This window comes from Kitasatospora sp. NBC_01287 (assembly GCF_026340565.1).
Classification (GTDB): Bacteria; Actinomycetota; Actinomycetes; order Streptomycetales; family Streptomycetaceae; genus Kitasatospora.
Map to the genome: position 1 here is coordinate 6,291,434 of NZ_JAPEPB010000001.1, position 22,575 is coordinate 6,314,008.

Consider the following 22,575-nt stretch of genomic DNA (forward strand, 5'->3'; position numbering starts at 1 on the left):
TCCTGTCGGGCGTGCCGCAGGCCGGGTCCGCACCGCGGTCCAGGCAGCGTCCAGCCTCGCGCGGTGCACGAGGTCTAGTCCACGATGGTTCGGGTGCCCTGCTATCTTCTGCATCCATGAAGATCATCGGGGAGCGGCGGGTAGCCGTGGAGGCCGCGAGCGCACTGCTGGACGTGGGTGTGGTCGTCGGTGCGGTGGTGGTGCTGTCGGACGACCCGAAGCCGCCGGCCGGGCCCGTCGAGGGCAGCCCGGAGTGGTCGCAGGCACTCGACGCGAAGATCAAGAGGTCAGCCGAGCTGGGGCGGGTGCGCCGCGACATCATCGAGGGGCGCGGCCAGGAGGCTACCGGTGTGCTGTGCGCGGTGGAGTGGGGGAAGCTCGATGAGCCGACTCGCGCCGACCTCGACCAGTACGCCTTCGCTGGGGGCTGCCGGAGGGGCTGACGCTCCGGCAGGGTGCCTTGGCTGCCCGATGTTGCGTCTAGGCTGATGGGTGGCGTGGGGCCCGGTTGCCTGGGAGGGCAGCATCTGTGGGGCTTCGCGAGCTGATCATCGACGGCTGGTCGTGGTTGAACTACAAGCCGATCATGTCCCAACCGGTCCGCAGCGGTATCGGCCCGTTCGGGGATCTGGCGGCCGGCTGGGTGCCGCCCGAGGACCTGCGGCGCCTGCAGACGTACAAGGTCCTCGCCGCGTACGACCAGAACCAGGCCGGGCAGCTGGCGTTCGCCGCCGGTGACGAGAATGGCCTGGATCGGCGGGAACTCGGCGACCCGGCGAAGCTGAACGCGGCGGCGCTGGGCTACTTCCTCGGCGCGTCGCAGCAGATCGTCGTGCCCGGCGCCGAGCGCGACCAGGGCGCGAGCGGGAACCAGCCGGCGGCGGCTGCGGCCGACATGCAGGAACGGCTACGGGAGTGGGCGCGCCGGGAACTGCTGCCGCTGCGGATGCAGCAGTGCGAGCGTTCGACGGTCCGCTCCGGCGACGGCGTCTACACCCTGGCGTGGGAACCGCAGGCCGGACGGCCGGTGCTGCGCACCCTCGACCCGGGGTTCTTCTTCCCGGAATGGGACGACGAGGTCGACGCCGCCGAGTTCCCCGAGCGGGTGCACTTCGCGTGGGAGCTGCCGGAGGACCCGCGTACGGGTCGCAAGGCGAGACTGCGGCGGATCACCTACGAGCTGGGCCCGATTGGCGCAGCGACCCGGCCGGTGCTGGCGGCGGGCAGCGCCGGGGCGCACCGGGAGTGGGCGACAGGCCCGGACGGCGCCCAGGTCCTGGAGGTCGGGGATACCTCTGACCCAGTCAGCGGGGTCATCGGCCGCGTCTACCCGTGGGCGCCGGGGCGGCCTTCACAGAGCACCTGCTACCTCACCGACGCCGAGTGGCTTCTGGAAGACCTCAAGGCCGGGCAGGACGTCTACAACCTGCCTGTGGACAAGGCGACTTACCGGGTTCGGGCGGACGGTGAAGTCCTCCAGGGCCTGGACCTGCGTATCGACTTTGTGCCGGTGGTGCACCTTACGAACTCGGTTCCGGACGCCGGGGAGCACTGGGGGCAGCCTGTGATCTCCCGGGTGATGCAGGTCCTGGACGAGATCACCGCGACGGACACGGACTCGTCGGCGGCGAGCGCGACGACCGGGCAGCCGCTGCTGGCCGTCTCCGGGGCCCGGGCGCAGAAGGACCGCACGACCGGCGCGCCTGTGCCGATCGAGGTGAAGCCGGGCACGGTGATCTCGCTGGGCGACGGCGGGTCCATGAGTGTGCTCGACACCTCGGCGCAGCTCGCGGAGCTGCGGGAGCGCACCGACCACCTCCTTGACCGCCTCGCAGGCAACAGCCGCCTGACCTCCTCCGGCCTGGGAACGTTGCAGCCGTCGCAGGTGCCGTCCGGGTACGCCCTCGCTCTGGCGCTGGGCCCGTTGGACTCCCTCGTGGGGGAGATGCGCCTCGCCCGCGCCCACAAGTACCAGCTGCTGTTCAAGTTCGCGGGCAGGTTGTTCCAGGCCGGGCGGGCAGACGGCTGGCCGGCGGGCGAGCTGCCCGCGGCTGCCCTGAGCTGGGGGCCTCACGTGCCGACTGATCGCACCGCCACCCTGGACGAGGTGGTGAAGGGCGTCGGCGCGGGGGTGTTCAGCCTGGAGACCGCGGTGCGGATGCTCGCCGCAGTCGGCTACCCGATCGAGGACGCCGCCGAGGAGGTGCGCCGGATCAGGGCGAGCGCGTTCGAGGAGGCGGCCCGGCTCGCGGACGCGACGGGGGACAACGAGGCGGTGCGCAAGTTCCTGGGGCTCGGCCCGGCCGGACCACAGCTGCCGAAGGTGCCGCTGCCCGCCGGTCGGCAGGACCCGCAGGAGTAGCCCCGTGCCGGGGCCGGGGCCAGCCAGCTGGCGCACGTCAGGCCCCGGCCCTGTTCCGGTTGCTGGCAGTAGCGGCAGGCGTAACCTCCCTGCGCCTTGGAGAGTTGCGTTGGTATGACCATCACTGGCCCCAACCTGGGCCTCGCTCGTGGTGTGCAGGCCCCTGAGGACGGGTCACCGCGCTGCCCGGTGCTGCGCGCAGCACGGCGTGCCTACTGTTGGTGGTGGAGCCTGGCTGAGCGCAACCGGTCGGGTGCGCTGGAGCGCGCTGCTAGCTGCTGGAGCATGTCGCGCACGCGCTCCCTGCTGTAGCCCCGGGTGGCCTCACCCGTAGTGGCGAGGCCCTGGGAGGCCTTCAGGGGGATCGTACGGAGGTTCTAGCAGCCTGCGGTCCTCGGTGAGGGCGACGGTCACCGCGAGGGGCCCTGGAAGGCCGCGTTCGGCTGGCCGGGTGACGCCCCCGGGGAGCGGATGGGAAGGTCCGTGGCCCAGTCCCCGGGCGCACGTCCAAGATCGCCTGCAAGCGGGGACCTACGCCCGCAGGTAGCCCCCTGTGGGGGGTAGGGGGGAAGGTACTGAAGTAGGAAAAGAACAGGTACTGAAAGGGGTTCCCGTTCGGTAACTCCAGGGTTCCCGTTGGGGAACCTGCTGGGTTCCCGTCGGGGAACCCATTCCCGTGACCGCCATGGGTTCCCGTTGGGGAACCCATCGAAGGAGCCGGGGATGGGTCGGGGGCCGACGGGGCGAGTCGCTACACTGATCATCGGCGCGGGGGCGCTGCTGCCGGAGGAATCCGATGACCGCCCCCCAGCCGAACCCGCCCGCCGCTGCGCCTTCCGCGCCGGGGGAGGGCACCACCCTCGTCACGCAGGACACCTTGGCCAAGCTCCTCGCCCGCGAGAAGTCCCAGGGCGAACGAGCCGCCATCCGCAAGCTCGTCGCGGACCTCGGCTTCACCGACGCCGCCGACCTCACCACGTGGATCCAGACGCAGCGCACCGCCGAGCAGGCCGCCCTCAGCGAGATCGAGCGCCGCGAGCAGGCCGCCGTCCAGCGCGAGCAGGCCGCGGTGCAGCGCGAGCAGCAGGCCGCCGCCCAGATCCAGGCCGCCCGCAGGCAGACCGCCCTCGCCCGACTCGGCGCAGCCGGTGCCAACCTCGCCGACGCCGACCGCCTCCTCGACCTCGCTGACGATGCTGACGACCAGGCGGTGGCCGACGCCGCCACCGCGCTCCAGACGCGCCGCCCCGAGCTCTTCGCCGTCGCCCCGGCCGCCGCGATCACGCCGCAGCCCGCGCCGGGCGGTTCCCCGGCCGGTGGGCCGCCGCCGCGCGGCCACAACACCGCCCCCGCCGGATCGGCGGGCTTGGACATGGCCAAGCGACGCGGCTACGTGGCGGCCTGACCGGCCGTCCGGCCTGCCTGACCCGGCAGCGATCCGGGACGGGGACCACGCCCCACCCTTCGTGGACGGCACCACCACCAGGTGAGTGCGTGACCGCCAGCTCCAGAAACGGCGATCACCTCTCGTGACCATCCAGCCGATCACCACCTCGGCGACGTACACCGCCAGCCGCTCGTGGCTCGCCAGCCTGCACGGCACCGACCAGACCGAGACCGTCACCATCGACGCGTCCAAGCTCGTCGCCGGCACCCACTACGTCGCGTCCACCGACTCCACCCAGCCCTACAGCCGCCTGCTGTCCGGCGTGCCGCTCGGCAAGATCACCGCGTCGGGCCTCTACGGCCCCTACGACCCGGCCGCCGTCGACGGCCGCCAGATCCTCGCCGGGCTCGTCTTCGACGAGACACTGTTCGCCCCCGGCCAGCCGAAGATCCCGTGCGCCCTGATGTGGCACGGCGTTGCCCGCGCCTCCAAGATCCCCGGAGGCATCGACACCACCAAGGTCACGCTGACGCCCGCCGGCGGCGCGCTGATCCGGTTCGTGTGACGGGGGCCTGAGCGATGACCATTCAGGACCTCATCAAGGGCGTGTCCGCGAACGACCTCACCACGTTCGCCCGCTCCATCCCCTCCCCGGCGGACTTCCTGCTGACCGGCACGGTGTTCCCCACCCTCGTCACCAACGAGGTGAAGTGGCGGATCAAGCAGAACGGACGGAGGGTCAACACCGCCAAGTACCGGGCGTACGACAGCTCGGTGCCGTTCGCGGACCGCACGGCGTGGGAGACCACGAGGGAAGGCATGCTTCCGCCGCTGGGGCAGAAGCTCATCGTCGGCGAGCAGCAGCAGATCCTCCTGGAGCAGGCCCACGGCGCCGATCAGGACAGGCTGCTGGAGCTGCTGTACGACGACGCTGAGCGGCACATCGAGGCGATCCGCTCCCGCCTCGAACTCGCTGCCGGCGACGTCCTCACGGACGGCAAGTTCACCCTCAACGCCGAGAACGGCCTCACCATCGAGATCGACTTCGGCGTCCCGGCCGGCAACATGCCGACAGCCGCCAAGCCCTGGAGCGACCCGACCTCCGACCCGATCCGCGACGAGCAGACCTGGATCCAGTACCTCGACGACCTCGGCGCACCGGAACCGGAGATGGTGATCACCTCCCGGCGCGCGCTGTCCTACCTGGCGAGCAACAACGCCTACAGGGCCGCGTACTTCGGGAGCGTCAACCCGTCGAACACCCCGACCCAGTCGCTGAACCCTGCCCAGGTCAACACCGTGCGCGCCAACTACGGCCTGCCGCCCGTCACGATCTACAAGGGCCAGGTCAACGTGGACGGTGTCGCCACCAAGGTCCTGCCCGACGACCGGTGGGTCATGCTGCCGCCCAACCGTGAGCGGTGGGGCCAGACCCAGTACGGCGTCACCGCTGAGGCCTTGGTCCTCTCCCGGGGCACCAACCCCGAGATCGTGAAGGAGGACGCCCCCGGCATCATCCTCACCCGCGGCGCGCAGGATGACCCGGTGCAGATCTGGACCAAGGGCGCCGCAGTGGCGATGCCGGTCCTCCACACCCCGGACTGCCACATCGTGGCGACGGTTCTGTGATGGCCAGGCGGCTCGCGCACGCCGTCCACGTCGAGCATCCCGCCACCGGGGAGCGGGTCGTCCTGCTGCCCGGCGCCGAGGTGTCGCCCGACCTGGCCGACCTGATCACCCACCCCGCCGCGTGGCACCCCGGCCCCGACCGCGACGAGGTCGAACAGGCCGAGCCCGACGACGACCCCCAGCCGGTGAAGCCCACGCGGGCCCGCAAGGCCCGCACCGACACCGAGTAGCCAACGGCACCCCGGACCGGCACCCCACCCCCGGGGTGCCGGTCCGCGCCGCACCCCCAACAACGAACGGAATCACCCGTGGACCCCGCAGCACTGGCCTGGCTCCTCTCCCAACTCGGCCCCACCACCCCCGCTGACGACCTCGCCGCCCGACACACCCGCCTCGGCTCCGCCCGTGAAGTCGCCCTCGAAGTCCTCGCTGAACGCCGCGCCGCGCTCCTCGCCGAACCCCTGCGCCTGGTCGTGGACGGGGTAGTCACCATGGACCGCACCGCCAACCTCACCGGCGTGGAACGGCAGATCGCGCTCCTCCACGCCGAGCCCGGCCCTGACGACACCCCAGCCAGCGACACCACCGACATGATCGAGTCGGTCCCGATACGGGCCGTCCGCCGCACCCGATGAGCCCCAGCCCTGCCGACCGCGGCGAAGGCGCCCGCACCGCCGCAGCCACGGCCGCCGACGCCCTCACCGACGCCTGGCAGCACCTCGCCGCCGCGCAGGCCGCCGTCCTCGCCGCCCTCGCGGCTCGGCAGCAGCCGGAACTCGCCTACGCCCTGTCCAAGTTCACCACCTCGGTCCGGGACTTCCACCGGGCTGTGGACAGTGCCGTGCACGACCTCGCCGACCAGCAGATCCCCGCCCTGTACGAGCAGGGCGCCACCACAGCCGCAGCCACCCTCGGCCGCCCCTTCACCTGGACCTCCAGCCACCAGCACGCCCTGCGCGACCTCACCACCGACACCTACACCGACCTGCTGCGCCGCTCCCAGGAGACCGTCCGCCAAGCCGGCGCGTTCTACCGGGCATCCCGAGCCGCCGCCCGTCAGCACATCCCAACCACCCTCACCGGCCGCACTGCCCTCCAAGCGGCCAAGGCCCTGGCCGACCAGCTCGCCGCCGCCCACCCCCTCGACCGGGTCGTCTACCGCAACGGCGCTCGAGTTCCTATCCGGGCCTGGGCCGAGGCCGCGACCCTGGCCCGCACGGCCGTCGCCTACAACGCGGGCACCCTCGCGGTGGCCCGCGAACACGGTGTCCAATTCGTTGAGGTGTTCGACGGCTTCGACTGCGGCTGGACCAGCCACCCTGACCCCGACAAGGCCGTCCGCACCCTGCGCACCGTCGAGGCCGCCGCCGAGTGGCCCATCGCTCACCCACGCTGCACCCGTGGGTTCGGCCTGCGGCCTGACGCCGACGAAGACGGTGTCAGGTGACCGACCACCGTATCCGCAGGGAGAGTAGGGCACGTGGGAGCCCCTTCAAGCTCCCACGGAGTTCCGACTGACCCGCCGCTCCTCCTCCGCCCGGTCCCGGAGGGGAGCGACGAGCTAGGGCATCCGGGTCGGCGCCGTTGTCACCGAACCACTCCGATGCTGGCTGGGTTTCACCCGAGGTGAACCGGCAGATGGCCAGCAGGTGGTTGGACCAGAACCCGGCGCGCTCAGGCAGCCACTCGCCCAAGGCCAGCGGCCCGTAGTCGTCTCCCTTGATCAGCACGGACCAGAGTGTCTCAGGCACCACCGACACGTCTCCGCCGCCGGGCCGCCGGGAGTCGCGGGAAAGCCTTTAGGGGTTGCGATTCGCTGCCTCATGCGGGTTCCGCGAGGAAGGGCCGAAGAGTGTAATCATCTTCTGGTCATAGATGTGCAGAATTCACCGGCATTCACTCGATTGTGTAGTGGATTTTTTCGCCGTCAAGGGTGAATGATTCTTCTCGCTCGGCCTGCGAAATCCCGTGCGGGATTGCGCGGCCTCCCGGTAGGGGCTTCCCATTCATACGACCAATGGGAGTGGGGTGTCGTTCGATCATGGAAGAGGAGTCGTAATGGAGATCTTCAACGGCATGGCGGCGGACACCATCAAGGCGAAGGGCCAGTGGCAGAAGGCCAAGCGCAGTGTGGGCACCGGGTCTTGCGTAGAGTTGCGCTCGCTGGACGACGGTGCGGTGGCGGTCCGCAACAGCCGACACCCGGGCGGGCCGGCTCTGGTGTTCACCCGCGCCGAGATCGACGCCCTGTTGGACGGTGCCCGCAACGGGGAATTCGATCATCTGGCGGTTTGATGTTCAGCTGACGGCGGATTCCCGTCTTAGCTGATTGGTGTGACGGCGGGGCTCCCTTGTGCGAAACTCATCCGGCTAGCTCAAAGGTTGGGATAAAGCACTGGGGGGCCCTATGGCCGTCGATACGTTCATTTCTGGCCGCGGGGACGGCGTGGACCGGCCGTGGGCGGAGGCAGGGCTGCTCCTGGGCGCCCATCTGGAGGTCGCGCGCGGGCGCCGCAAGCAGAGCGAGGTGGTGGAGGCGACCGGGAAGCGTGTCAGCACGTCGTACTACAGCCGTCTCGAAGGCGGCGAGGTGCGGATCGACAAGCCGCACATCGTGTCCATCATCCTGGACGGCTTGGACGTCGCGCCGGGCGCCCACCGCGACCACCTGAAGGACCTCGCGTTCGCCGCCTCGAAGGAAGGCTGGGCGTCGAAGTTCCGCAGCGGTCACCGCGAGGTGGTACCCGACTCGATGCTCCGGCTGACCTCGCTGGAAGAGTCGGCGACCGAGCTGTTCGTGGTGGACCGCAATGCGATCCCTGGCCAGCTCCAGACCGAGGAGTACGCCAGGCTCGTCACGAACTACACCCTGCCGGCCAGCCTGAAGGACGCCGGGCTGCAGAGCGTGGTCGTCGGTCTGCGAGCCGAGCGCCGCACCCGGTTCGCGCAGCGGCTGGTCACCGACCAGCCCAGGGGTAGGTTCTTCATCGAGGAGGCGGCGCTCTACGCGGACTTCGGCTACCCCGAGGTGCTGATCGACCAGCTGCAGGGGATCCTCGACCTCGTGGACAACCGGGCCCTGCCGGTCGGCATCCGAGTAATGAACGCGCGGGCTCCCCTGGCCGTCCCCGTGAGCACCCTGGCCCGCCTCGGGTTCCGCAAGTCGCTCACGGACGCGGTGCCCGATGTCATCTACAACGAAGCGGGCCGCACTGCGTCCTTCCACCGCGGCTCGCTCCCCGGGAGCAACGAGGTGGCCGACCCCGACTACGTGGACCTCGACGATCTCATCGACAACGTGCTCATGAGGGCTCCCGGCTACCGGGACAGCCGCCGGCTCATCGAGAACGCCCTGATGGAGGCCCAGCTCCGCCTGTAGCAGCGGAGCTGGGGTGGGCAACTGGCGGGCCCGTTCGGGTCAGACGACCCGGGCGAGCCCGCCGAACTCAATCCACTCCGTGGTCGCCTGCCGGGCGGGGGTCTGAGCGTCGGGGTACCAGTCGGTGACGTCCACCAGACCTGGGGGCTCGATGACGAGCCTGTCGACATCGAAGAAGCTGTGGACGTCGGCCTCGGTACGCACACACCCCCACTTGTCACCGGTCTGCTGCTGCATCAGATCGGTCACGGCTTTGCGGACCTTGGGGTCGTCGCTGACCAGCTGGCAGATCACCACGACGCTGCCCGGGGCGAGCAGGCTCACCGTGCGCTCGATGATCGCCTTAGGGTCGCCGTTGTCCCGGTCGGGGACGCAGTGAAGCACGGAGACGAAGAGTGCGGCGACCGGCTCGGCCAGGTCGATCCGGTCCTTGAGGCCGGCCACTATCGCGGGCGTGTCCGCCATGTCGGCGTTGAGGATCACTGCGTTCGGGCTCTCGTCGAGTACGGCCCGGCCGTAGCCGAGGACCATCGGGTCGTTGTCGACGTACACCACGCGCGCGTCCCGATGGATGGCTTCGGCGACCTCGTGAACGTTGCTCTGGGTGGGTAGGCCCGATCCGTGATCGATGAACTGCTTGATCCCGTACGTTTCGGCGATGTGCCGGACCACGCGGATCAGGAAGCTGCGGTTGTTGAGTGCCAGTTCGCGGGTGCTCGGTACGGTCCTCAGTAGTTCCTCGACCGCCCTGCGGTCGGACGGGTAGTTACGGTTGCCTCCTAGCAGGTAGTCATACATGCGAGCCGCACTTGGTCTGGCCCTGTCAATTGGTTCTTGCCAATCGTCGGCCTCGTTCCGGTTCATCCGCTACCCCCTGCGTGATGCGAACTTCTGCGCCAGCGAGCAAGTATGACGTTGCGTCATGATAGGCCGTGATGCCAATTGCCGAAACCACACGTCTGAGTGAAGGTGGCGAAGGCATGGCGAAGAGCCTGGCGAACCAGGGCACGCGTGGCCGGTTCGTCAGGCTGTCGGGGACGGTCGGCGCAGTGTCAGGTGCCTCCGGCGGGATCGCGGCCGGCCCGCCAGCGATGGGCGGCCTTCAATTGGGCGTGCACGGCGGGCTCCTCCAGCCCCATCAGCGCGGCTGCGGCGGCCAGCTCCAAGCCGAGGAACTCGTGCAGCAGTGCGGCGTCGGCGGCCCGGTCGGGCATGGCGCGGTGGAGACCGTCCGAACGGGAGGCCGGCGCGTTCGTACGGGCCACGGTGACGGCCTCGCACAAGGCCCGCCAAGTGAAGGCCGCGGGGTCGTCGCGCAGTGCCCATGCCCAGTCCGCCTCCGTCCTGCGCAGAACGAGCTCGACGACCCGCTCGGCGAGGCCGGTGTCGCCCAAGCGTGCCCGCGCGTACATCTCGTAGTGGCCGTAGTGCAGTTCGACGAAAGCGGCGTAGCCGACAGGGGCTATGGACACCAGGGCTCCGTTCGGCGTCGATGTCGGGAAGGCGGCGCCCGCCGCAGGCGCAGGGGCGCATAGGTGCGCACGGCGGCGCGGAAGAGGGCGGGCGCGACGGCCGGTTCGGGCACCCACAAGTGCCCGGACCGGCCCGCGCGGTCGGGTTCAGATCCTGCGGACCCGGATCCACTCGAAGCCGGTGCTGCGGCACATCCTGAGCACACCGAGGATCAACGCCGCGTGCGCCCACTCCGCCTCGGCGGGCGACAGGACCGCCCACACGAGCACCAACGGGGCGAGGACGGCGTGCAGCTGCACCGCGCCGCGGGAGACGCGCACTCCGCGCAATCCCGCGAAGGGGTCGCCTCCCCTGCTAGCGTGGGCGAACACCTCGGGCAGAGCCCGTCCGAAAGCGGGTCGGTCATACATAGGTAGGTGTACCTCCATGACTGGCCTGACGGCCTCGTCCGGTGGTGATGACACCGGGCGAGGCAACCCCCGTGTGGGGTAGGGCCGTTGCGAAGAAACGTAGCGCGCCAACCGGTCGCCGGTCGCACTGGAAGGCCCCACGCAATCCTCCCCGTTTCGCCGGACACACTGACGCCGAACAGGGAACCGATTCTGCTCCAGAGTAATCAAAAATGGTCAGCAGATTGGGTCGACCCGAGCCCCTGGCCACTCGTCGAGAATCCGACCTCCGTCGGTGGCTCGGAGGTAATCTGCGAACGCTCGGGGCCTCCAGTGGCGCGCGCCTGGCAAGATCTCAAAGAGACTCCCCAGCCGAGAGCAGGTACAGCGGCCACCTCCTCTAGGAGTCTGATGAAGATCTTGAAAATGCGCCCGGCTTGCACTGGTTCGACCCGATTGACATTTACCGGCAATCCGGTGTGAATCAGGCAGTCAGGGCAAGATCTTCAGGAGACTCCTAGGGCCTGTTTCAGAAGTGGATCAAGGTCGTGCGATGATCACGTTCCATGGCTCGGGGAGATCTGACAGACGCTCAGTGGCTGGCGCTGGAACCTCTGCTGCCGCAGGGCATCAAGGCCGGTCGGCCGCCGGTGCATACCAAGCGGCAGCTGATCAACGGGATACGGTTCCGGACCCGTACGGGCATACCGTGGCGCGATCTGCCCGAGCGGTATGGGCCGTGGGTGACGGTGTACGGGCTGTTCCGCCGCTGGCAGCGCGACGGCACGTGGCACCGGATCTTCGAACAGCTCCAGGCCCGTGCCGATGAGAAGGGCCTGATCACCTGGGACGTCTCCGTCGACTCCACGATCGCCCGCGCACATCAGCACGCCGCCGGCGCCCGGAAAAAGGGGGCCTGCAGGTCGAGCCGCCCGGCGGCGTCTTCACCGAGCCCGACGACCACGGGCTCGGACGCTCCCGCGGCGGACTGACCACCAAGATCCACCTGGCGGTCGAGCAGGCGCAGAAGCTGATGTCGCTGGTGATCACGGCCGGACAGCGCGGCGACTCCCCGCAGTTCCAGGTGGTCCTGGGCCGCATCCGCGTGCCCAGGCCCGGCCCGGGACGACCACGCACTCGGCCGGACAAGGTCCGCGCCGACAAGGCGTACGGCTCCCGCGCGAACCGTGTCTACCTGCGCAGACGCGGTATAGGCTGCACGATCCCGGAGAAACGCGACCAGATCGCGAACCGCAAGAAGCGCGGTTCCCACGGGGGCCGGCCACCGAAGTTCGACAAGGCCGACTACAAGGAACGTCACGCGGTGGAGTGCGGGATCAACCGCCTCAAGCGCCACCGCGCGGTCGCGACCCGATACGACAAGCTCGCCGTCCGCTACGAAGCAACAGTGCTGATCGCCGCCATCAACGAGTGGCTGTGACAAGCACTTTCGAAACACTCCCTAGGCCCTGTCCGGTCGATCATGGGGGGCGGCCGTACTGGGTTTTGGCTGGGCCGGGTGGGGGCCGGGGCTTGATGTGGGACTGCCCCGCCGACCCTTTGGGCACGGCGGGGCAGTGTGGGCGGGGTGGTGAGGTGTCAGAGGCCGCCGGCGTACAGCAGTTCGTTGGGGCTGCTCTTGGTGACGGTCAGGGCGTCCTTCGTGCTTTCGGTGGAGAGCCACAGCGCGAGGTCCTCGGGGGTCGCGTCGGTGTGTGTGGCGAGGTAGAGGGCTACGGTGCCGGTGACGTGCGGGGCGGCCATGGAAGTGCCGCTGTTGGAGATGCTGCCGCCGCCGAGCTGGGCGGAGGTGATGTCCTTGCCGGGCGCGTACAGCGAGACGCACGTGCCGTAGTTGCTGAAGTCGGTCTCCTCGTCGTACTTGTCGGTCGCTCCGACGGTGATGACCCGCTCGGCGGAGGAGGGGGAGGAGTTGCAGGCGTCGCGGGCGCCGTTGCCGCCGGAGACGACGGGCATGATGCCCGCGTTGGAGAGCGCGGTGGCGGCCTTGTTGAGTGCTTCGTCCTTGTCGCCGCCGACGGAGATGTTGGCGACGGCGGGCTTCTTGGCGTTGGCCGCCACCCAGTCGAGGCCGGCGATGATCTGCTCGGCGGTGCCCTTGCCGTCACAGCCCACGACGCGGACGCTGACCAGGTTCACCTTGCGGGCGACGCCGTAGGTCTTGCCGCCGACGATGCCGGCGACGTTGGTGCCGACGCCGTTGCAGTCGGCACCGTTCTTCCCGTCGCCGACGGTGTCGGTGCCGAGGGTGGCGCGGCCCTCGAACTCGTCGTGGCCGAAGTCGATGCCGGTGCCGACCAGGTAGGCGGTGACGCCGGCTCCGTTGCCCTCGACGTTGAACTGCCCGTCACCGGTCCCCGCGTCCTTGTCCCAGTCGTGCTGGTCGATGCGGTCCAGGCCCCAGCTGGCGGCCACCGCCCGCTTGTCCTGGGTGGGCGAGACGGTGGCCGCCTGGGCGCCGGCGCGGCCGTTCTCCTCGACGGCCTCCACCCCGGGTAGGGCACGTACCCGCTCCAGCTGGGCTGCGTCCAGGCGGGCGGAGAACCCGTTCAGGACGTGGCGGTAGGTGTGCAGCGGCTTGACGCCCCCGGCCCTGGCCGCCACCCGGGCCGGGTCCAGGCCCTTGTCCACCGTGACGATGTACTCACCGGGCACGGCCGTGGCCGTCCTGTGCAGGGGAGCCGCGACGGCCCGCTCGGACGGGCCGTCGGCTGCCGCGCTCTGCGCGGCGGCCAGGGGAATGATCAGCATGAGGGCGGCGGACGCGCAGCGCGCGGACAGTCGCATGGGTGCTCCGTTCACGAAAAGGGGACCGCCCCCGGGGCCGGGACAGCCCCGCGCGTGACGGTCACCTGATGCATCGTCCGTCCGCGCACCTTCCTTGAGCGCGGCACGCCGCGGGAGCCTGCCCGGTTTCCGGTTGGCGGAGTGGTCGTTGACCCGGCCGTGGAGGACAGAGGCAGGGGCGATCTCACGCATGCGCAGTGGGAGCGGCTTCGGCCGTACCTGCCGGTGGGCACCGGGCGGTGCGGCAGGTGGCGCGACCACCGGCAGGTGATCAACGGGGTGCTGCACCGGATTCGGACCGGTGTGCCGTGGCGTGACCTGCCGCACCGCTACGGGCCGTGGAAGACCGTTTCCGAACGGCATCGGCGGTGGTCGGAGGACGGTACCTGGGCCCTGGTGCTCCATCGGCTCCAGGCCGAGGCCGACGCGGAAGGTGACATCGACTGGGAGATCGCGGTCGACTCCACATCCGTGCGCGCCCACCAGCACGCCGCCGGTGCCCGGCGCACGGTGCCGATGCCCCTGTCGTCCGGGCGTCACTCCGCCGGCGGGCTCCGGCCAGGTGTCGGCAAAGCCGTTGCACCAGTCTGCGAGGGTGATGCCCTTGGTCGCTCACGAGGCGGTTTCACCACCAAGATCCACCTGAGCGCCGACGGCCGGTGCCGCGTGCTCTCCCTGGTCCTGACACAGGGCCAGCGTGCGGACTGTACACAGTTCGAGGCGGTGATGAGAGGCATCCGGGTTCCCCGCATCGGTGCTGGCCGGCCTCGGAGCACCCCGTCGAGCGTCAGCGCGGACAGGGCGTACAGCAGCCGGGCAATACGCCAGTACCTACGGCGTCGCGGGATACGCCACAGCATCCCCGAGAAGAGCGACCAGGCTGCCAACCGCCGCCTGCGCGGGCATGCCGGCGGCCGACCACCCGGGTTCGATCGGGATCGGTGCAGGAAACGCAACACCGTCGAACGAGCCGTCAGCAGACTGAAGAACTACCGCGCCGTCGCGACGAGATACGACAAGAGGGCATACGTCTACCTGGGGACCGTCACCGTCGCAGCCTTCATGATCTGGCTCCGCACATGATCGACCGGACAGAGCCTAGGGGGCATAGCAGACCTCCCTTTTGCGCGGCCGCGCAGCGGATCGTCCACGGCGACGGCGTGAAGCACTTGGCCCCGCCGAAGGCCCCAGGCAGGCACCGCAAGACCTAAGCAAGATCGCTACGGGCAGGGGGGTCGACCTCTCAACGCCCCTTTGGATGGATCACCTGTGATTACCCGGCGAGCCTCCCCGCCCGCCGGTAGCCTCAACCGGGCCACCAGACAACGGCCAGCGGGGAGTGGAGAGAGCATGCACAGCCGAGTAGTTCACCATCTCCATCTGCTCCCTGAGTACTTCGACCTCATCAGGGACGGCACCAAGACGGTTGAGGTCAGAGTCGCTTCACCGTCGAAGCTTGCGATCCGCCCCGGCCACCTCATCCGGTTCGTGTCCGATGGGGCCGGTCATGTGGAGGCGGACGTGATCCGGGTGACGCGCTACGCGGACTTCCCCGCCCTGCTCGACGTGGAGAGCCTGACGGCGGTGAACAGCCGCACCGACCACGCGGGCGCGCTCCGGGCGCTGCGCCGGATCTACACGCCGGAGCGCGAGCAACTGGGAGCCCTCGCCATCGAATTCACGCCCCGAACCGGAGACCAGCCTGACTGGTACTGCGATCAGGTGATTCCGGGCGCTGTGGAAGTGGACGTGGTCCTTGAGACGGCCGCAGTTCTCGCCTTCCGGCCGCCAGTACCCGGCTTCGGCAGCGAGCACATCATCGTCGTACCGAAGGAGCACGTCCGCTCGATCCTCGAACTCGCACCGGACCTGGCAGCCGACATGCTGTCCGCTGTGCAGACTCTTGCGGGTGCGGTGACCGCCCAGCTCGGCGGCTGCCAGGTCCTCACCTCCGTCGGCGACGAGCAGCACAACCGGCATTTCCACGTCCACATCGCTGCCGGTGAAGGCGTGGCTCGGTTCATCACAGCCGACTGAGCCCGACAGCCGTGCCGGCACCGGCGGTCGGCGGCTGCACGGCCTCCATAGTCCGGCGCACCACGGCAGGACCATGGACCATCAGGGCATGGGCCGTGCTGAGCGACCGGGCCTCCGCCCATACCCCCACCTCCGGCACCGTGAACGGCACGAACTCGATCCGTGCGTTCGCGAACTCCTGCCGCTCCACGTAGCGGCTTCCGCCGGTGCCGCACAGGTAGCTGCCCGCCCCGACCGCCCGGCACAGGTCCACCAGCCGCCGCGTACGCCCGGCCCTGACCGCGAAGTCGCTGCTGCGCACCAGCCTGCCGTGCCAACCGAGAGCTGCGAGCAGCAGCTCGGTCGACGCCTGAGTGATCTCCGCCGTCCGGTTGGTGGCATCGAACAGGTCCAGCACGGGCCCGAGGCGGTCGGAGAACTCCGGCCAGAACGGGGAAGCCCGGTACTGCTCGCGCAGAACGCCCTCCATGCGACTGCGGCTGCACGCCGGATCGAGTAGGCGGGCTTGGCGGATCACCGTGGCCCGGCCGTCCGGTAGATGCGTCGGAAGGGACAGCCACCGGGTTGCCCCACTGCGGAGGTCACCGAGGCGAGCACGGTGCTGGTAGTCGCGGCGCGTGAACTGCACATCGTCCAAGACGACCCACACGTCCGCCGCGAAGATCTTGGCCACGGTGGACAGGCGGGGCAGCAGGTTCGGCTGGTGGATCGCGCACACCAGCCCGCCAGCCGGCGGCTGAAGGTCAGGTAAGAAGACGGCTGTCGAACCCGTCGGTGATGAGGCGCTGGTAGGCATCGTGCACCCTCTCCGGTACGTCCTGGGCGACGGCGAAGCCGAGCTTCGGGTACTCGATGACCCGCTGGAGGTCACCCACCAGACTGTCGATCACGAGCGTGTCGTCGCCGATCGTCTTCACGTAGTCGTGCAGGTCCATCGGGGTGGACGCGCACACCGCTTCCACCTCGGGCCACACCTTGCGGCACGTCGCGTACGCCCGGCGCTCCATGTACGGCATGGAGACGAGCAACACTGACGACACCGCGACTGCGGCGCCTGCCAGCACGTCGCGGCTGAACGCGATGTTCTGGCCGGTGTTGCGGGCGTTCGGCTCCGTCAGCACCGCGCTCTGCGGAACCCCGAGCGACAGGGCATGCTCGGCGAAGTGCACGGCCTCACCGCGCGGGAAGTGATCCGGCCGGGACGGGTTCGGGCCGCCGGTGAACACGATCCGGCTGACCAGGCCGCGCAGGTACAGCCCGGCCGCCTCGGCGGCCACCCCGAGGTCATGCGATCCGAGACCGATCGCCACGTCGCACGGCCGAAGGTCGTGGCCCATCTGCTGGTAGTCCCACAGCAGCGCGGTGTCCGCCCACTGCCGGTCGGTGATCCCGCGTTGGTTCGTGCCGGTCACGTATCTCTCCCGATTACCTGAACTTGGCTGTCCCACCTCCCCGTTCGAAGTCCTTGCGGATACCTTCGATGCTGCGGAGCTGGTGTGTCATACCGTACGTGGCGGCCGTGGCCGCCGCTCTGTCGAGCACGCTGAGCCCTTCGTCGGCGCTGGCCCGGTCGGACAGCAGGATGTGCCCGTGCGCGGTGGCCAGCCGCACCTTGTGCATCGGCGAAGAGCTGCCACCCGCCGACTGCGCCACCTCGATCAGTCGCGTCGCCTCACCCAGTCTCCCGGCGCCGCGGTGCGCCAGGGCCAGCTTCTGGTGCGCGGTACCCCAGTCCTCCGGCTCGCCCAGCTCCTCGAAGCCGCGGATCGCGGCGGCCATCAGTGGCATCGCCGCGCTGTGCCGGCCCTGCTTGTCCAGCGCGGTCCCGACCCACAGCCGCGCCCGAAGCCGGTCACGGTCGCTCAGACGCCCGTCTTGCGACAGCTCCTCGTAGCGGGCGGCGGCAACCCCCAGGTCCCCGGACATCTCGGCGACGACCGCCAGCGACAGGTCCAGCTGTGCTACCCGGCGCGGGATACCGAGCTGGGTGAACACCGACCGCGCATCGGCGTAGGACCGCGTCGCCGACCAGGGGCCCAGCAGCACCCCGCGATCCCGCTGGAGGTCCCCGGCCAGCGCCGTCGTCCGCGCGAACAGGTACAAGCCCTGATCGTCGAGGTCGCCGGCCGGCCACCGGGTCCGCCACCGCTCCAGGAGGGCGGACGCGAACACGAAGTCCTGCCGGGACGCCGCAGCGACGGCCCTCTCGATGTCCTCGGTCCACGTCTCGTACTCCCACAGTCGGGGACCGCCCCGCACGGCGACTGCCGGTGCCCGGCCCAGCTGCGACAAGATCGCCTCGAACCGCAGCACCGCAGCCGGATCGAGCCGGCTGAGCGCGGTGTCCAAGATCGCCTGCGTGTCCGGGCGAGGGCGCGTCTGGGCGCCCAAACGCTCCCAGTTCGTCACCGTGCGCACCGCCACACCCAGCTCACTGGCGAAGGCGCGCACGCTGCGACGGCTGGCCTGCCGCAGCGCCCGCGCCTCCACCCCGGTCCACTCACTCACCGGCGCCATGACCACCTCCTGGCTCGGCGACCATCGAAGCACCCCAAGACCTGTCGGTGCGTCAGAACTGCCACGCAACTGCCACAGCACGGTCTTCCAGTTGACCTCCTGCCAGCGGCACGCTGGAGACAGCCGAGCCGAACGGCCCAGCTGGAAGAGGAGCGAGAGTGGAGCTCACCGAGCAACGGCCCGTTCAACCGCCGACCGTCGTCGGCCTCCTGCGGCTGCCCACCGAGACACCCGCCCGGCGCGCGGCCCTCACCGCGGCCCTTTCCGATTTCTGCGCACGGCGGGAGCTCGACCTCACGCAGGTCGTCACCAGTGGCGACCTGCAGGAGATATTGGACTACCCCGGCCTATACGGGATCGTCCTGCCGTCCCTGACGCACCTGGGCGCCGTCAGCCAGCTCGCCGCCCGCCGCCAGCAGCTCACCGCAGCGGGGCTGCAGCTGCTGGTCGTGCGCGGCCCGGGAGCCTCGCACCTCGTCAGGACCGTCACTACCGGGCTCGACCGAAGGCCCCGAGGCCGACGCCGGCGAGCCCCGGTCGCCCCGCGGGCTGGGGACAGCGAGCCCGGCACGGCGCGATACTGGCGAGAGCCTGCACTACCGCGAGGCTACCCATGAGCGCCGCCGACCAGGAGAGCACCCTTGACCACCTCGCCCAGCCGGACCCCGAAGCCTCACGACCTCGACCTCAGCGGGGCGAAGTGGCTGGCCGCGCCGGACGCCCCCGAGGGCCCGCAGATCGCCTTTGTCGGCGAGTACATCGTGATGCGCCACGGCTCCGACCCGACCGCTCCGCCCCTGATCTTCGACCAGGGCGAGTGGGAGGCCTTCCAAGACGGGAGCGCAGCTGGCGAGTTCGACTCCCTCGGCTGAGACGGAGGCGAAGCCCAGGAGCTGCATCCTGCCAGCGATGCCCTGTAGCGACGACGCGCCTGGGCTTCGTACGATCAGTCGGCTCGCTACGGCACGGTGTGCCTACCGAGGCCGAGCCTCGGTGGCCGGGCACAGGTACGGCCCGACACACCACGGACGTGTCGGGCCGTACCTCCAGATCGTCGTACTCAGACTGTCGCGCGCACCAGACCGCCGACGGCGACCGACTTCACGAACGCTGCGAACGTCGGAGCCGTGTAGACGTGGGCGGGGCCGTCGGGGTTCTTGCCGTCCCGGACAACGACGGCGTTGTTCAGGGCGCCGCACTCCACACAGTTCTCATTCGGGTTGCTGGCGGTCGCCTTCGTCCACCGCACGGGCAGCGTGGAAGCGACGGGGTGGAAGCTCACGTGTCGGGGCCTCTCTGCATTGGGATGAGGCTGGACTGCCGCGGGGTCAGGACTGAGGCGATCACACGGCGGGACCACGGTATCGCCGTCCTGCCGACCGCAACAATGCGTCGAGCGCATGGCGACGGCCCGACACGCCACGGAGGTGTCGGGCCGTGTGGCCAAGCCGAGTTGGTCAGATGTCAGCTCGCACCAAGCTGCCGACGGCGACCGACTTCACGAACGCTGCGAACGCCGGGGCCCGGTAGACGTGGGCGGGGCCGTCGGGGTTCTTGCTGTCCCGGACAACGACGGCGTTGTTCAGGACGCCGCACTCCACGCAGTTGTCGTTCGGGTTGCTGGCGGTCGCCTTCGTCCACTGGACAGGGAGGGCGGAGGCTACGGGGTGGAAGATCACTTGAGCTGGTCTCTCTTCTCTTTGATAAGGGCGAGCGACTGATCGAGATCGAGCGCAGTCGCCATGATCTCGTCGAAGGCCGCTCGGTAGATGTCCACATGATCCGGGTCCTCCACCCAGTTGCTGGTGAGCATGCCGCTCTGCAGGACCAGGTCGAGATCCCGTTGCCGGAACTCCAGGAGGGCGAAGGCCCCAGTCATCCCAGGATGCGGCGGCGCCAACGCCGGCATGACCTGGATTTTGACATTCGGAAGACTGCTGAACTGGACCAGCTTGTCGAGTTGGTCGGTCATCACTCCCGGGTCGGCCGCCATGCTCAGGGCAGACTCGTGGATGACCGCCCACAGCTTCAGCGGCGCTTCCTTGCGGGTGAGGACAGCCTGTCGGTTGATCCGCACATCGACCTGCGCCTCCAAGCTTGGCGGCTTGACCATGGCGCTGGAGATGATGGTGTGCGCGTACTGGCGGGTCTGCAGGAGTCCGGGGATGTACGACGCCTCGTAGGCCTTGCTGCTGACCGCAATCTCTTCGAGGCGGATCAGATCGGTGTACAGCGGGTTCAGCTGCTCGAAGCTGGCGACCCAGCCGGGTCGGCGCTTGTCCTGAAGGATGTCGACGAGGACTTCCTTCAGCTCCGGCTCGCACTCGTAGAAGTCGAGGAGGGTGCGCACGACGTCCGCCTTCAGCTGGACGCGGGCGTTCTCATACCTGGAGAGCTTGACCAGGTTGATGCCGGGCACCTGGGCCACGACTTCCTCTGCTGACAGGCCCTTGAGCTCGCGGAGTCTCCGAAGCTCGGCGGCGATACGTCGGTACCTCACCTGAGGCACTGTGACTGCCATCTACGTAACCCCTCCAGAGCTGTCTGGGAACCAGTGTGCATGGCTCCGGTGGCTTCCCGCCACCACCATCCGAGCCTAGAGGCACCACCTGTCTCCGAAAACAGAAAGTTTTCATATTTCTTCGACCTGGGTTGCGCTGACAGTGAGTCAGGCACCATGCTGTCCGTCACGGATAGCACGCCAACGGTGACACACGTCGCCAGTCAGTGTCGCGCTGTTCGTATCTTGTTCCACTGCTTAGCGTGTGATGCCGCCGCGTGTGCGCCCCCGGCCCTAGGTGGGGAGCCTGCTGCTGGCGGTCTCGGCGGCCTCCGGGCCGTCGCCGGATTCCACCCCCCAGCCGAACCATCTGCACGGCCCGGAGGATCTGCCATGCACCGCGTCTTACAGTTCACAACTCCTTTGAGAACAGCGTCCGTTGGTGTAGCCCGGGACAGGCTCCTGTACCAGATCGCCAATCTGGCCGGCATCAGTCTGACCGCAGACCAGAAGTACGCGCTGCGCCTCTGTGCCTCGGAGGCCATCGCCAACGGGATCGAGTACGGCTACCACGGCACGCTGGTCGACGACAGCACGCAGTTGCTGATTGAGGCCGACATGCACCGAGGCGAGAGCTGGCTCCGTGTCACGGTGACGGACGGCGGCCTGCGGACACCGGCCATGGAGGGTCACGCTGACGACCTCCAGGCGACCAGCGGGCGCGGGCTCGTGGTCATGACGGGCTACGCCGACCGCGTCGGCTGGGGACCGCGCCAGAACGGCGAAGGGGAGATCGTCGGCTGGAGCGTGTGGTTCGAGCTCGACGTTCAACCGCTTTCGATCACCGGCCAGGACACCGCCGCACAGCAGCACGCAGCGGAAGTGCAGCCGGACGTTCAGGAAGAGCTGGACCGTCGGACCCGGGTCGCCCGTCGGATCGCGATACTGACTGCCGCCAGCCGCGTGCGCCACGTCCGGCCTGTGATCCGGATCGGGACCATGGTGCGCGGAGTCCGGGGCTCGGCCCCGCTCGACAGCGGCAGGGGGGCCGCGGCGTGAGCCTCCGGCGCGCGACTGCGATTCGCGCCCGCCCTACGCATCGCCCTCCCCGCCCGGCCCGGCCGACCGTCAGGGCATCCGCGAACCGAGGGTTCCCCACCAGCACCGACCTCAGGGAACTCGGGCAGGTGAGCCCGGAGGTCAAGGCCTTCGTGCTCTCCTTGGTCGATCAGCGGGTCGCCGCTGGCCTCGCGCCGATCCGGGACTCCCTCAAGATCTTCACCGCAGAAGTTCAAGCAGCCGTGAACACGACCAAAGCCCGGCCGCCGCTTGCCAGACGCGCTCGGCTGATCGCACGCCGCTCCCGGCAGCCGCCTGACACCTCCTGACTTCTGGTCGGCCGACCGTTCACCGTCGGCCGCCAGCTACCGCACCCCGCCTGCAAGGGCGGGGCTGTGGCTGCCGTCTCCCGCACCTGGAGCGGAGCGGAGAAGACCGGCAGCCACCAACCAGGGGTCGACCAACGACGTTCGACCCCACGGCACCGGCCCAGGACGGGGCAGCAACCCGGGCCGCCGCCACGCCGGGCCCCTGCCGACACTCAGCGTCGGAGAACGGCAGGGGCCCAGCATCCAACCCACCCAAGGAAGGACAAGCAGATGGCCACCCGGACCGCTCCATGGCACCCAGCTGGCCGGCACATCAGCTCTCTCGCTCTCGGCTCGCGGTGGCTCGCCGACGCGAATCGCGGCGCGGACGAGGTGTTCGAACGCTGGGAGATGAGACAGCTCGCCCCGATTCGGATCGGAACACGGTTCGACCTCGTCCGTGTCCTCGACCTCCGCCTTGGACGGTCCGCGGTGCAGGACATGCAGCAGGCCGGGGTACCCATCGGCCCAGTCCTCCTTAACCACGCACATCGGGCGCTCGAGTTCCTGGTGACCATGTCCGCCGACCACGGTTGGTCGGTGGAAGGAACCGAGCTGATCCGCCGTCCGTCGCCCGGCGCAGCCGCGCGGGCCGTGCCCATGCCCGCCCCGGGCGGAGGCCGGATCGGGTCCAGAGAATGGTTGATCCCCCCGAACGGCAGCCAGA

At 69.5% G+C, this 22,575-nt stretch carries 27 protein-coding genes; 17 read left to right on the forward strand and 10 right to left on the reverse strand.

What is annotated here, in order from left to right:
* Positions 1–116: 116 nt before the first annotated feature.
* The 10 genes from OG455_RS27305 to OG455_RS27350 all read left to right on the forward strand — a co-directional run bounded on the left by OG455_RS27305 (position 117) and on the right by OG455_RS27350 (position 8,757).
* Positions 117–443 carry a hypothetical protein gene (locus OG455_RS27305; RefSeq protein WP_266298087.1) on the forward strand — a complete coding sequence of 109 codons (327 nt, stop codon included), beginning with the start codon at positions 117–119 and terminating at the stop codon, positions 441–443.
* An 86-nt stretch (positions 444–529) separates the two neighbouring features.
* A complete protein-coding gene (locus tag OG455_RS27310) occupies positions 530–2,362 on the forward strand; it encodes a hypothetical protein (protein ID WP_266298089.1) in 1,833 nt (610 codons plus the stop codon).
* A 796-nt stretch (positions 2,363–3,158) separates the two neighbouring features.
* Positions 3,159–3,767: a hypothetical protein gene (locus OG455_RS27315; protein WP_266298091.1), complete on the forward strand. Its 609-nt coding sequence runs from the start codon at positions 3,159–3,161 to the stop codon at positions 3,765–3,767.
* 124 nt (positions 3,768–3,891) lie between these two features.
* The gene (locus tag OG455_RS27320) at positions 3,892–4,314 is read left to right on the forward strand and encodes a head decoration protein (RefSeq protein ID WP_266298093.1); all 423 of its coding nucleotides are present in this window, start codon (positions 3,892–3,894) and stop codon (positions 4,312–4,314) included.
* Positions 4,315–4,328: 14 nt separating this feature from the next.
* Entirely contained in the window at positions 4,329–5,378 is a 1,050-nt protein-coding gene (locus OG455_RS27325) for a major capsid protein (RefSeq protein ID WP_266298095.1), read from the forward strand.
* Positions 5,378–5,608, forward strand: coding sequence for a hypothetical protein (locus tag OG455_RS27330; RefSeq protein WP_266298097.1), 231 nt, complete (start codon positions 5,378–5,380; stop codon positions 5,606–5,608). Before OG455_RS27325 ends, OG455_RS27330 begins: the two co-directional genes overlap by 1 nt.
* 78 nt (positions 5,609–5,686) lie before the next feature.
* Positions 5,687–6,013 (forward strand): hypothetical protein, encoded by a 327-nt coding sequence (locus tag OG455_RS27335; protein WP_266298099.1) that lies wholly within the window; start codon positions 5,687–5,689, stop codon positions 6,011–6,013.
* Positions 6,010–6,825, forward strand: coding sequence for an SGNH/GDSL hydrolase family protein (locus tag OG455_RS27340; protein ID WP_266298101.1), 816 nt, complete (start codon positions 6,010–6,012; stop codon positions 6,823–6,825). Before OG455_RS27335 ends, OG455_RS27340 begins: the two co-directional genes overlap by 4 nt.
* 611 nt (positions 6,826–7,436) lie before the next feature.
* Positions 7,437–7,673 (forward strand): DUF397 domain-containing protein, encoded by a 237-nt coding sequence (locus OG455_RS27345; RefSeq protein ID WP_266298103.1) that lies wholly within the window; start codon positions 7,437–7,439, stop codon positions 7,671–7,673.
* A 112-nt stretch (positions 7,674–7,785) separates the two neighbouring features.
* Positions 7,786–8,757 (forward strand): Scr1 family TA system antitoxin-like transcriptional regulator, encoded by a 972-nt coding sequence (locus tag OG455_RS27350; protein ID WP_266298105.1) that lies wholly within the window; start codon positions 7,786–7,788, stop codon positions 8,755–8,757.
* A gap of 39 nt (positions 8,758–8,796) precedes the next feature.
* Here the strand turns inward: OG455_RS27350 and OG455_RS27355 are convergent, their stop codons facing one another.
* The 3 genes from OG455_RS27355 to OG455_RS27365 form a co-directional block, all read right to left on the reverse strand.
* Positions 8,797–9,621 (reverse strand): SAM-dependent methyltransferase, encoded by an 825-nt coding sequence (locus tag OG455_RS27355; RefSeq protein WP_266298107.1) that lies wholly within the window; start codon positions 9,619–9,621, stop codon positions 8,797–8,799.
* 188 nt (positions 9,622–9,809) lie between these two features.
* On the reverse strand, positions 9,810–10,229 hold the full coding sequence (locus OG455_RS27360) for a hypothetical protein (protein ID WP_266298109.1): 420 nt from the start codon (positions 10,227–10,229) through the stop codon (positions 9,810–9,812).
* Positions 10,230–10,376: 147 nt separating this feature from the next.
* Entirely contained in the window at positions 10,377–10,550 is a 174-nt protein-coding gene (locus OG455_RS27365) for a hypothetical protein (RefSeq protein WP_266298111.1), read from the reverse strand.
* A gap of 635 nt (positions 10,551–11,185) precedes the next feature.
* Here OG455_RS27365 and OG455_RS27370 point away from each other — a divergent pair.
* Positions 11,186–12,060 (forward strand): IS5 family transposase gene (locus OG455_RS27370; protein ID WP_266298113.1). Its coding sequence is split into 2 segments (ribosomal slippage): positions 11,186–11,575 and positions 11,578–12,060, totalling 873 coding nucleotides; the frame shifts between segments, so codons are not numbered across the junction.
* Between the two features lie 158 nt (positions 12,061–12,218).
* Here the strand turns inward: OG455_RS27370 and OG455_RS27375 are convergent.
* The gene (locus tag OG455_RS27375; protein ID WP_266298115.1) at positions 12,219–13,427 is read right to left on the reverse strand and encodes a S8 family peptidase; all 1,209 of its coding nucleotides are present in this window, start codon (positions 13,425–13,427) and stop codon (positions 12,219–12,221) included.
* A gap of 159 nt (positions 13,428–13,586) precedes the next feature.
* Between OG455_RS27375 and OG455_RS27380 the strand changes: the two genes are divergently transcribed.
* Both OG455_RS27380 and OG455_RS27385 read left to right on the forward strand, forming a co-directional pair.
* A complete protein-coding gene (locus tag OG455_RS27380) occupies positions 13,587–14,510 on the forward strand; it encodes an IS5 family transposase (RefSeq protein ID WP_266300973.1) in 924 nt (307 codons plus the stop codon).
* 267 nt (positions 14,511–14,777) lie between these two features.
* Entirely contained in the window at positions 14,778–15,464 is a 687-nt protein-coding gene (locus tag OG455_RS27385) for an ASCH domain-containing protein (RefSeq protein WP_266298117.1), read from the forward strand.
* On the opposite strand, the gene OG455_RS27390 is transcribed toward OG455_RS27385, so the two are convergent.
* From OG455_RS27390 to OG455_RS27400, 3 genes are read right to left on the reverse strand one after another with little or no spacing between them, the layout of a single operon-like run.
* Entirely contained in the window at positions 15,451–16,182 is a 732-nt protein-coding gene (locus OG455_RS27390; RefSeq protein WP_266298119.1) for a WbqC family protein, read from the reverse strand. The genes OG455_RS27385 and OG455_RS27390 overlap by 14 nt on opposite strands.
* Positions 16,183–16,207: 25 nt before the next feature.
* Positions 16,208–16,876 carry a YdcF family protein gene (locus OG455_RS27395; RefSeq protein WP_266298122.1) on the reverse strand — a complete coding sequence of 223 codons (669 nt, stop codon included), beginning with the start codon at positions 16,874–16,876 and terminating at the stop codon, positions 16,208–16,210.
* Between the two features lie 13 nt (positions 16,877–16,889).
* The gene (locus tag OG455_RS27400; RefSeq protein WP_266300974.1) at positions 16,890–17,981 is read right to left on the reverse strand and encodes a DNA-binding transcriptional regulator; all 1,092 of its coding nucleotides are present in this window, start codon (positions 17,979–17,981) and stop codon (positions 16,890–16,892) included.
* 158 nt (positions 17,982–18,139) lie between these two features.
* Between OG455_RS27400 and OG455_RS27405 the strand changes: the two genes are divergently transcribed.
* Entirely contained in the window at positions 18,140–18,598 is a 459-nt protein-coding gene (locus OG455_RS27405) for a hypothetical protein (RefSeq protein ID WP_266298124.1), read from the forward strand.
* A gap of 24 nt (positions 18,599–18,622) precedes the next feature.
* Complete coding sequence (locus OG455_RS27410) at positions 18,623–18,853, forward strand: DUF397 domain-containing protein (RefSeq protein WP_266298126.1); 231 nt, start codon at positions 18,623–18,625, stop codon at positions 18,851–18,853.
* A 188-nt stretch (positions 18,854–19,041) separates the two neighbouring features.
* Here the strand turns inward: OG455_RS27410 and OG455_RS27415 are convergent, their stop codons facing one another.
* From OG455_RS27415 to OG455_RS27425, 3 genes are all read right to left on the reverse strand, one after another.
* Entirely contained in the window at positions 19,042–19,263 is a 222-nt protein-coding gene (locus OG455_RS27415) for a DUF397 domain-containing protein (RefSeq protein WP_266298128.1), read from the reverse strand.
* Positions 19,264–19,438: 175 nt separating this feature from the next.
* Positions 19,439–19,660, reverse strand: a complete 222-nt coding sequence (locus OG455_RS27420) for a DUF397 domain-containing protein (protein WP_266298130.1) — start codon at positions 19,658–19,660, stop codon at positions 19,439–19,441.
* Positions 19,657–20,481: a helix-turn-helix transcriptional regulator gene (locus OG455_RS27425; RefSeq protein WP_266298132.1), complete on the reverse strand. Its 825-nt coding sequence runs from the start codon at positions 20,479–20,481 to the stop codon at positions 19,657–19,659. Before OG455_RS27425 ends, OG455_RS27420 begins: the two co-directional genes overlap by 4 nt.
* Before the next feature lie 393 nt (positions 20,482–20,874).
* Here OG455_RS27425 and OG455_RS27430 point away from each other — a divergent pair, with 393 nt between their 5' ends.
* Both OG455_RS27430 and OG455_RS27435 read left to right on the forward strand, forming a co-directional pair.
* Positions 20,875–21,540 carry an ATP-binding protein gene (locus tag OG455_RS27430; protein ID WP_266298134.1) on the forward strand — a complete coding sequence of 222 codons (666 nt, stop codon included), beginning with the start codon at positions 20,875–20,877 and terminating at the stop codon, positions 21,538–21,540.
* 128 nt (positions 21,541–21,668) lie between these two features.
* Positions 21,669–21,869 carry a hypothetical protein gene (locus OG455_RS27435; protein WP_266298136.1) on the forward strand — a complete coding sequence of 67 codons (201 nt, stop codon included), beginning with the start codon at positions 21,669–21,671 and terminating at the stop codon, positions 21,867–21,869.
* Positions 21,870–22,575: the final 706 nt, after the last annotated feature.

Bases quoted from the DNA above. Each gene is read 5' to 3' on its own strand.
- OG455_RS27305 (WP_266298087.1), top strand. From the start codon at position 117: ATGAAGATCATCGGGGAGCGGCGGGTAGCCGTGGAGGCCGCGAGCGCA.
- OG455_RS27315 (WP_266298091.1), top strand. From the start codon at position 3,159: ATGACCGCCCCCCAGCCGAACCCGCCCGCCGCTGCGCCTTCCGCGCCG.
- OG455_RS27325 (WP_266298095.1), top strand. From the start codon at position 4,329: ATGACCATTCAGGACCTCATCAAGGGCGTGTCCGCGAACGACCTCACC.
- OG455_RS27330 (WP_266298097.1), top strand. From the start codon at position 5,378: ATGGCCAGGCGGCTCGCGCACGCCGTCCACGTCGAGCATCCCGCCACC.
- OG455_RS27340 (WP_266298101.1), top strand. From the start codon at position 6,010: ATGAGCCCCAGCCCTGCCGACCGCGGCGAAGGCGCCCGCACCGCCGCA.
- OG455_RS27345 (WP_266298103.1), top strand. From the start codon at position 7,437: ATGGAGATCTTCAACGGCATGGCGGCGGACACCATCAAGGCGAAGGGC.
- OG455_RS27350 (WP_266298105.1), top strand. From the start codon at position 7,786: ATGGCCGTCGATACGTTCATTTCTGGCCGCGGGGACGGCGTGGACCGG.
- OG455_RS27355 (WP_266298107.1), bottom strand. From the start codon at position 9,621: ATGAACCGGAACGAGGCCGACGATTGGCAAGAACCAATTGACAGGGCC.
- OG455_RS27375 (WP_266298115.1), bottom strand. From the start codon at position 13,427: ATGCGACTGTCCGCGCGCTGCGCGTCCGCCGCCCTCATGCTGATCATT.
- OG455_RS27385 (WP_266298117.1), top strand. From the start codon at position 14,778: ATGCACAGCCGAGTAGTTCACCATCTCCATCTGCTCCCTGAGTACTTC.
- OG455_RS27400 (WP_266300974.1), bottom strand. From the start codon at position 17,981: ATGGCGCCGGTGAGTGAGTGGACCGGGGTGGAGGCGCGGGCGCTGCGG.
- OG455_RS27430 (WP_266298134.1), top strand. From the start codon at position 20,875: ATGCACCGCGTCTTACAGTTCACAACTCCTTTGAGAACAGCGTCCGTT.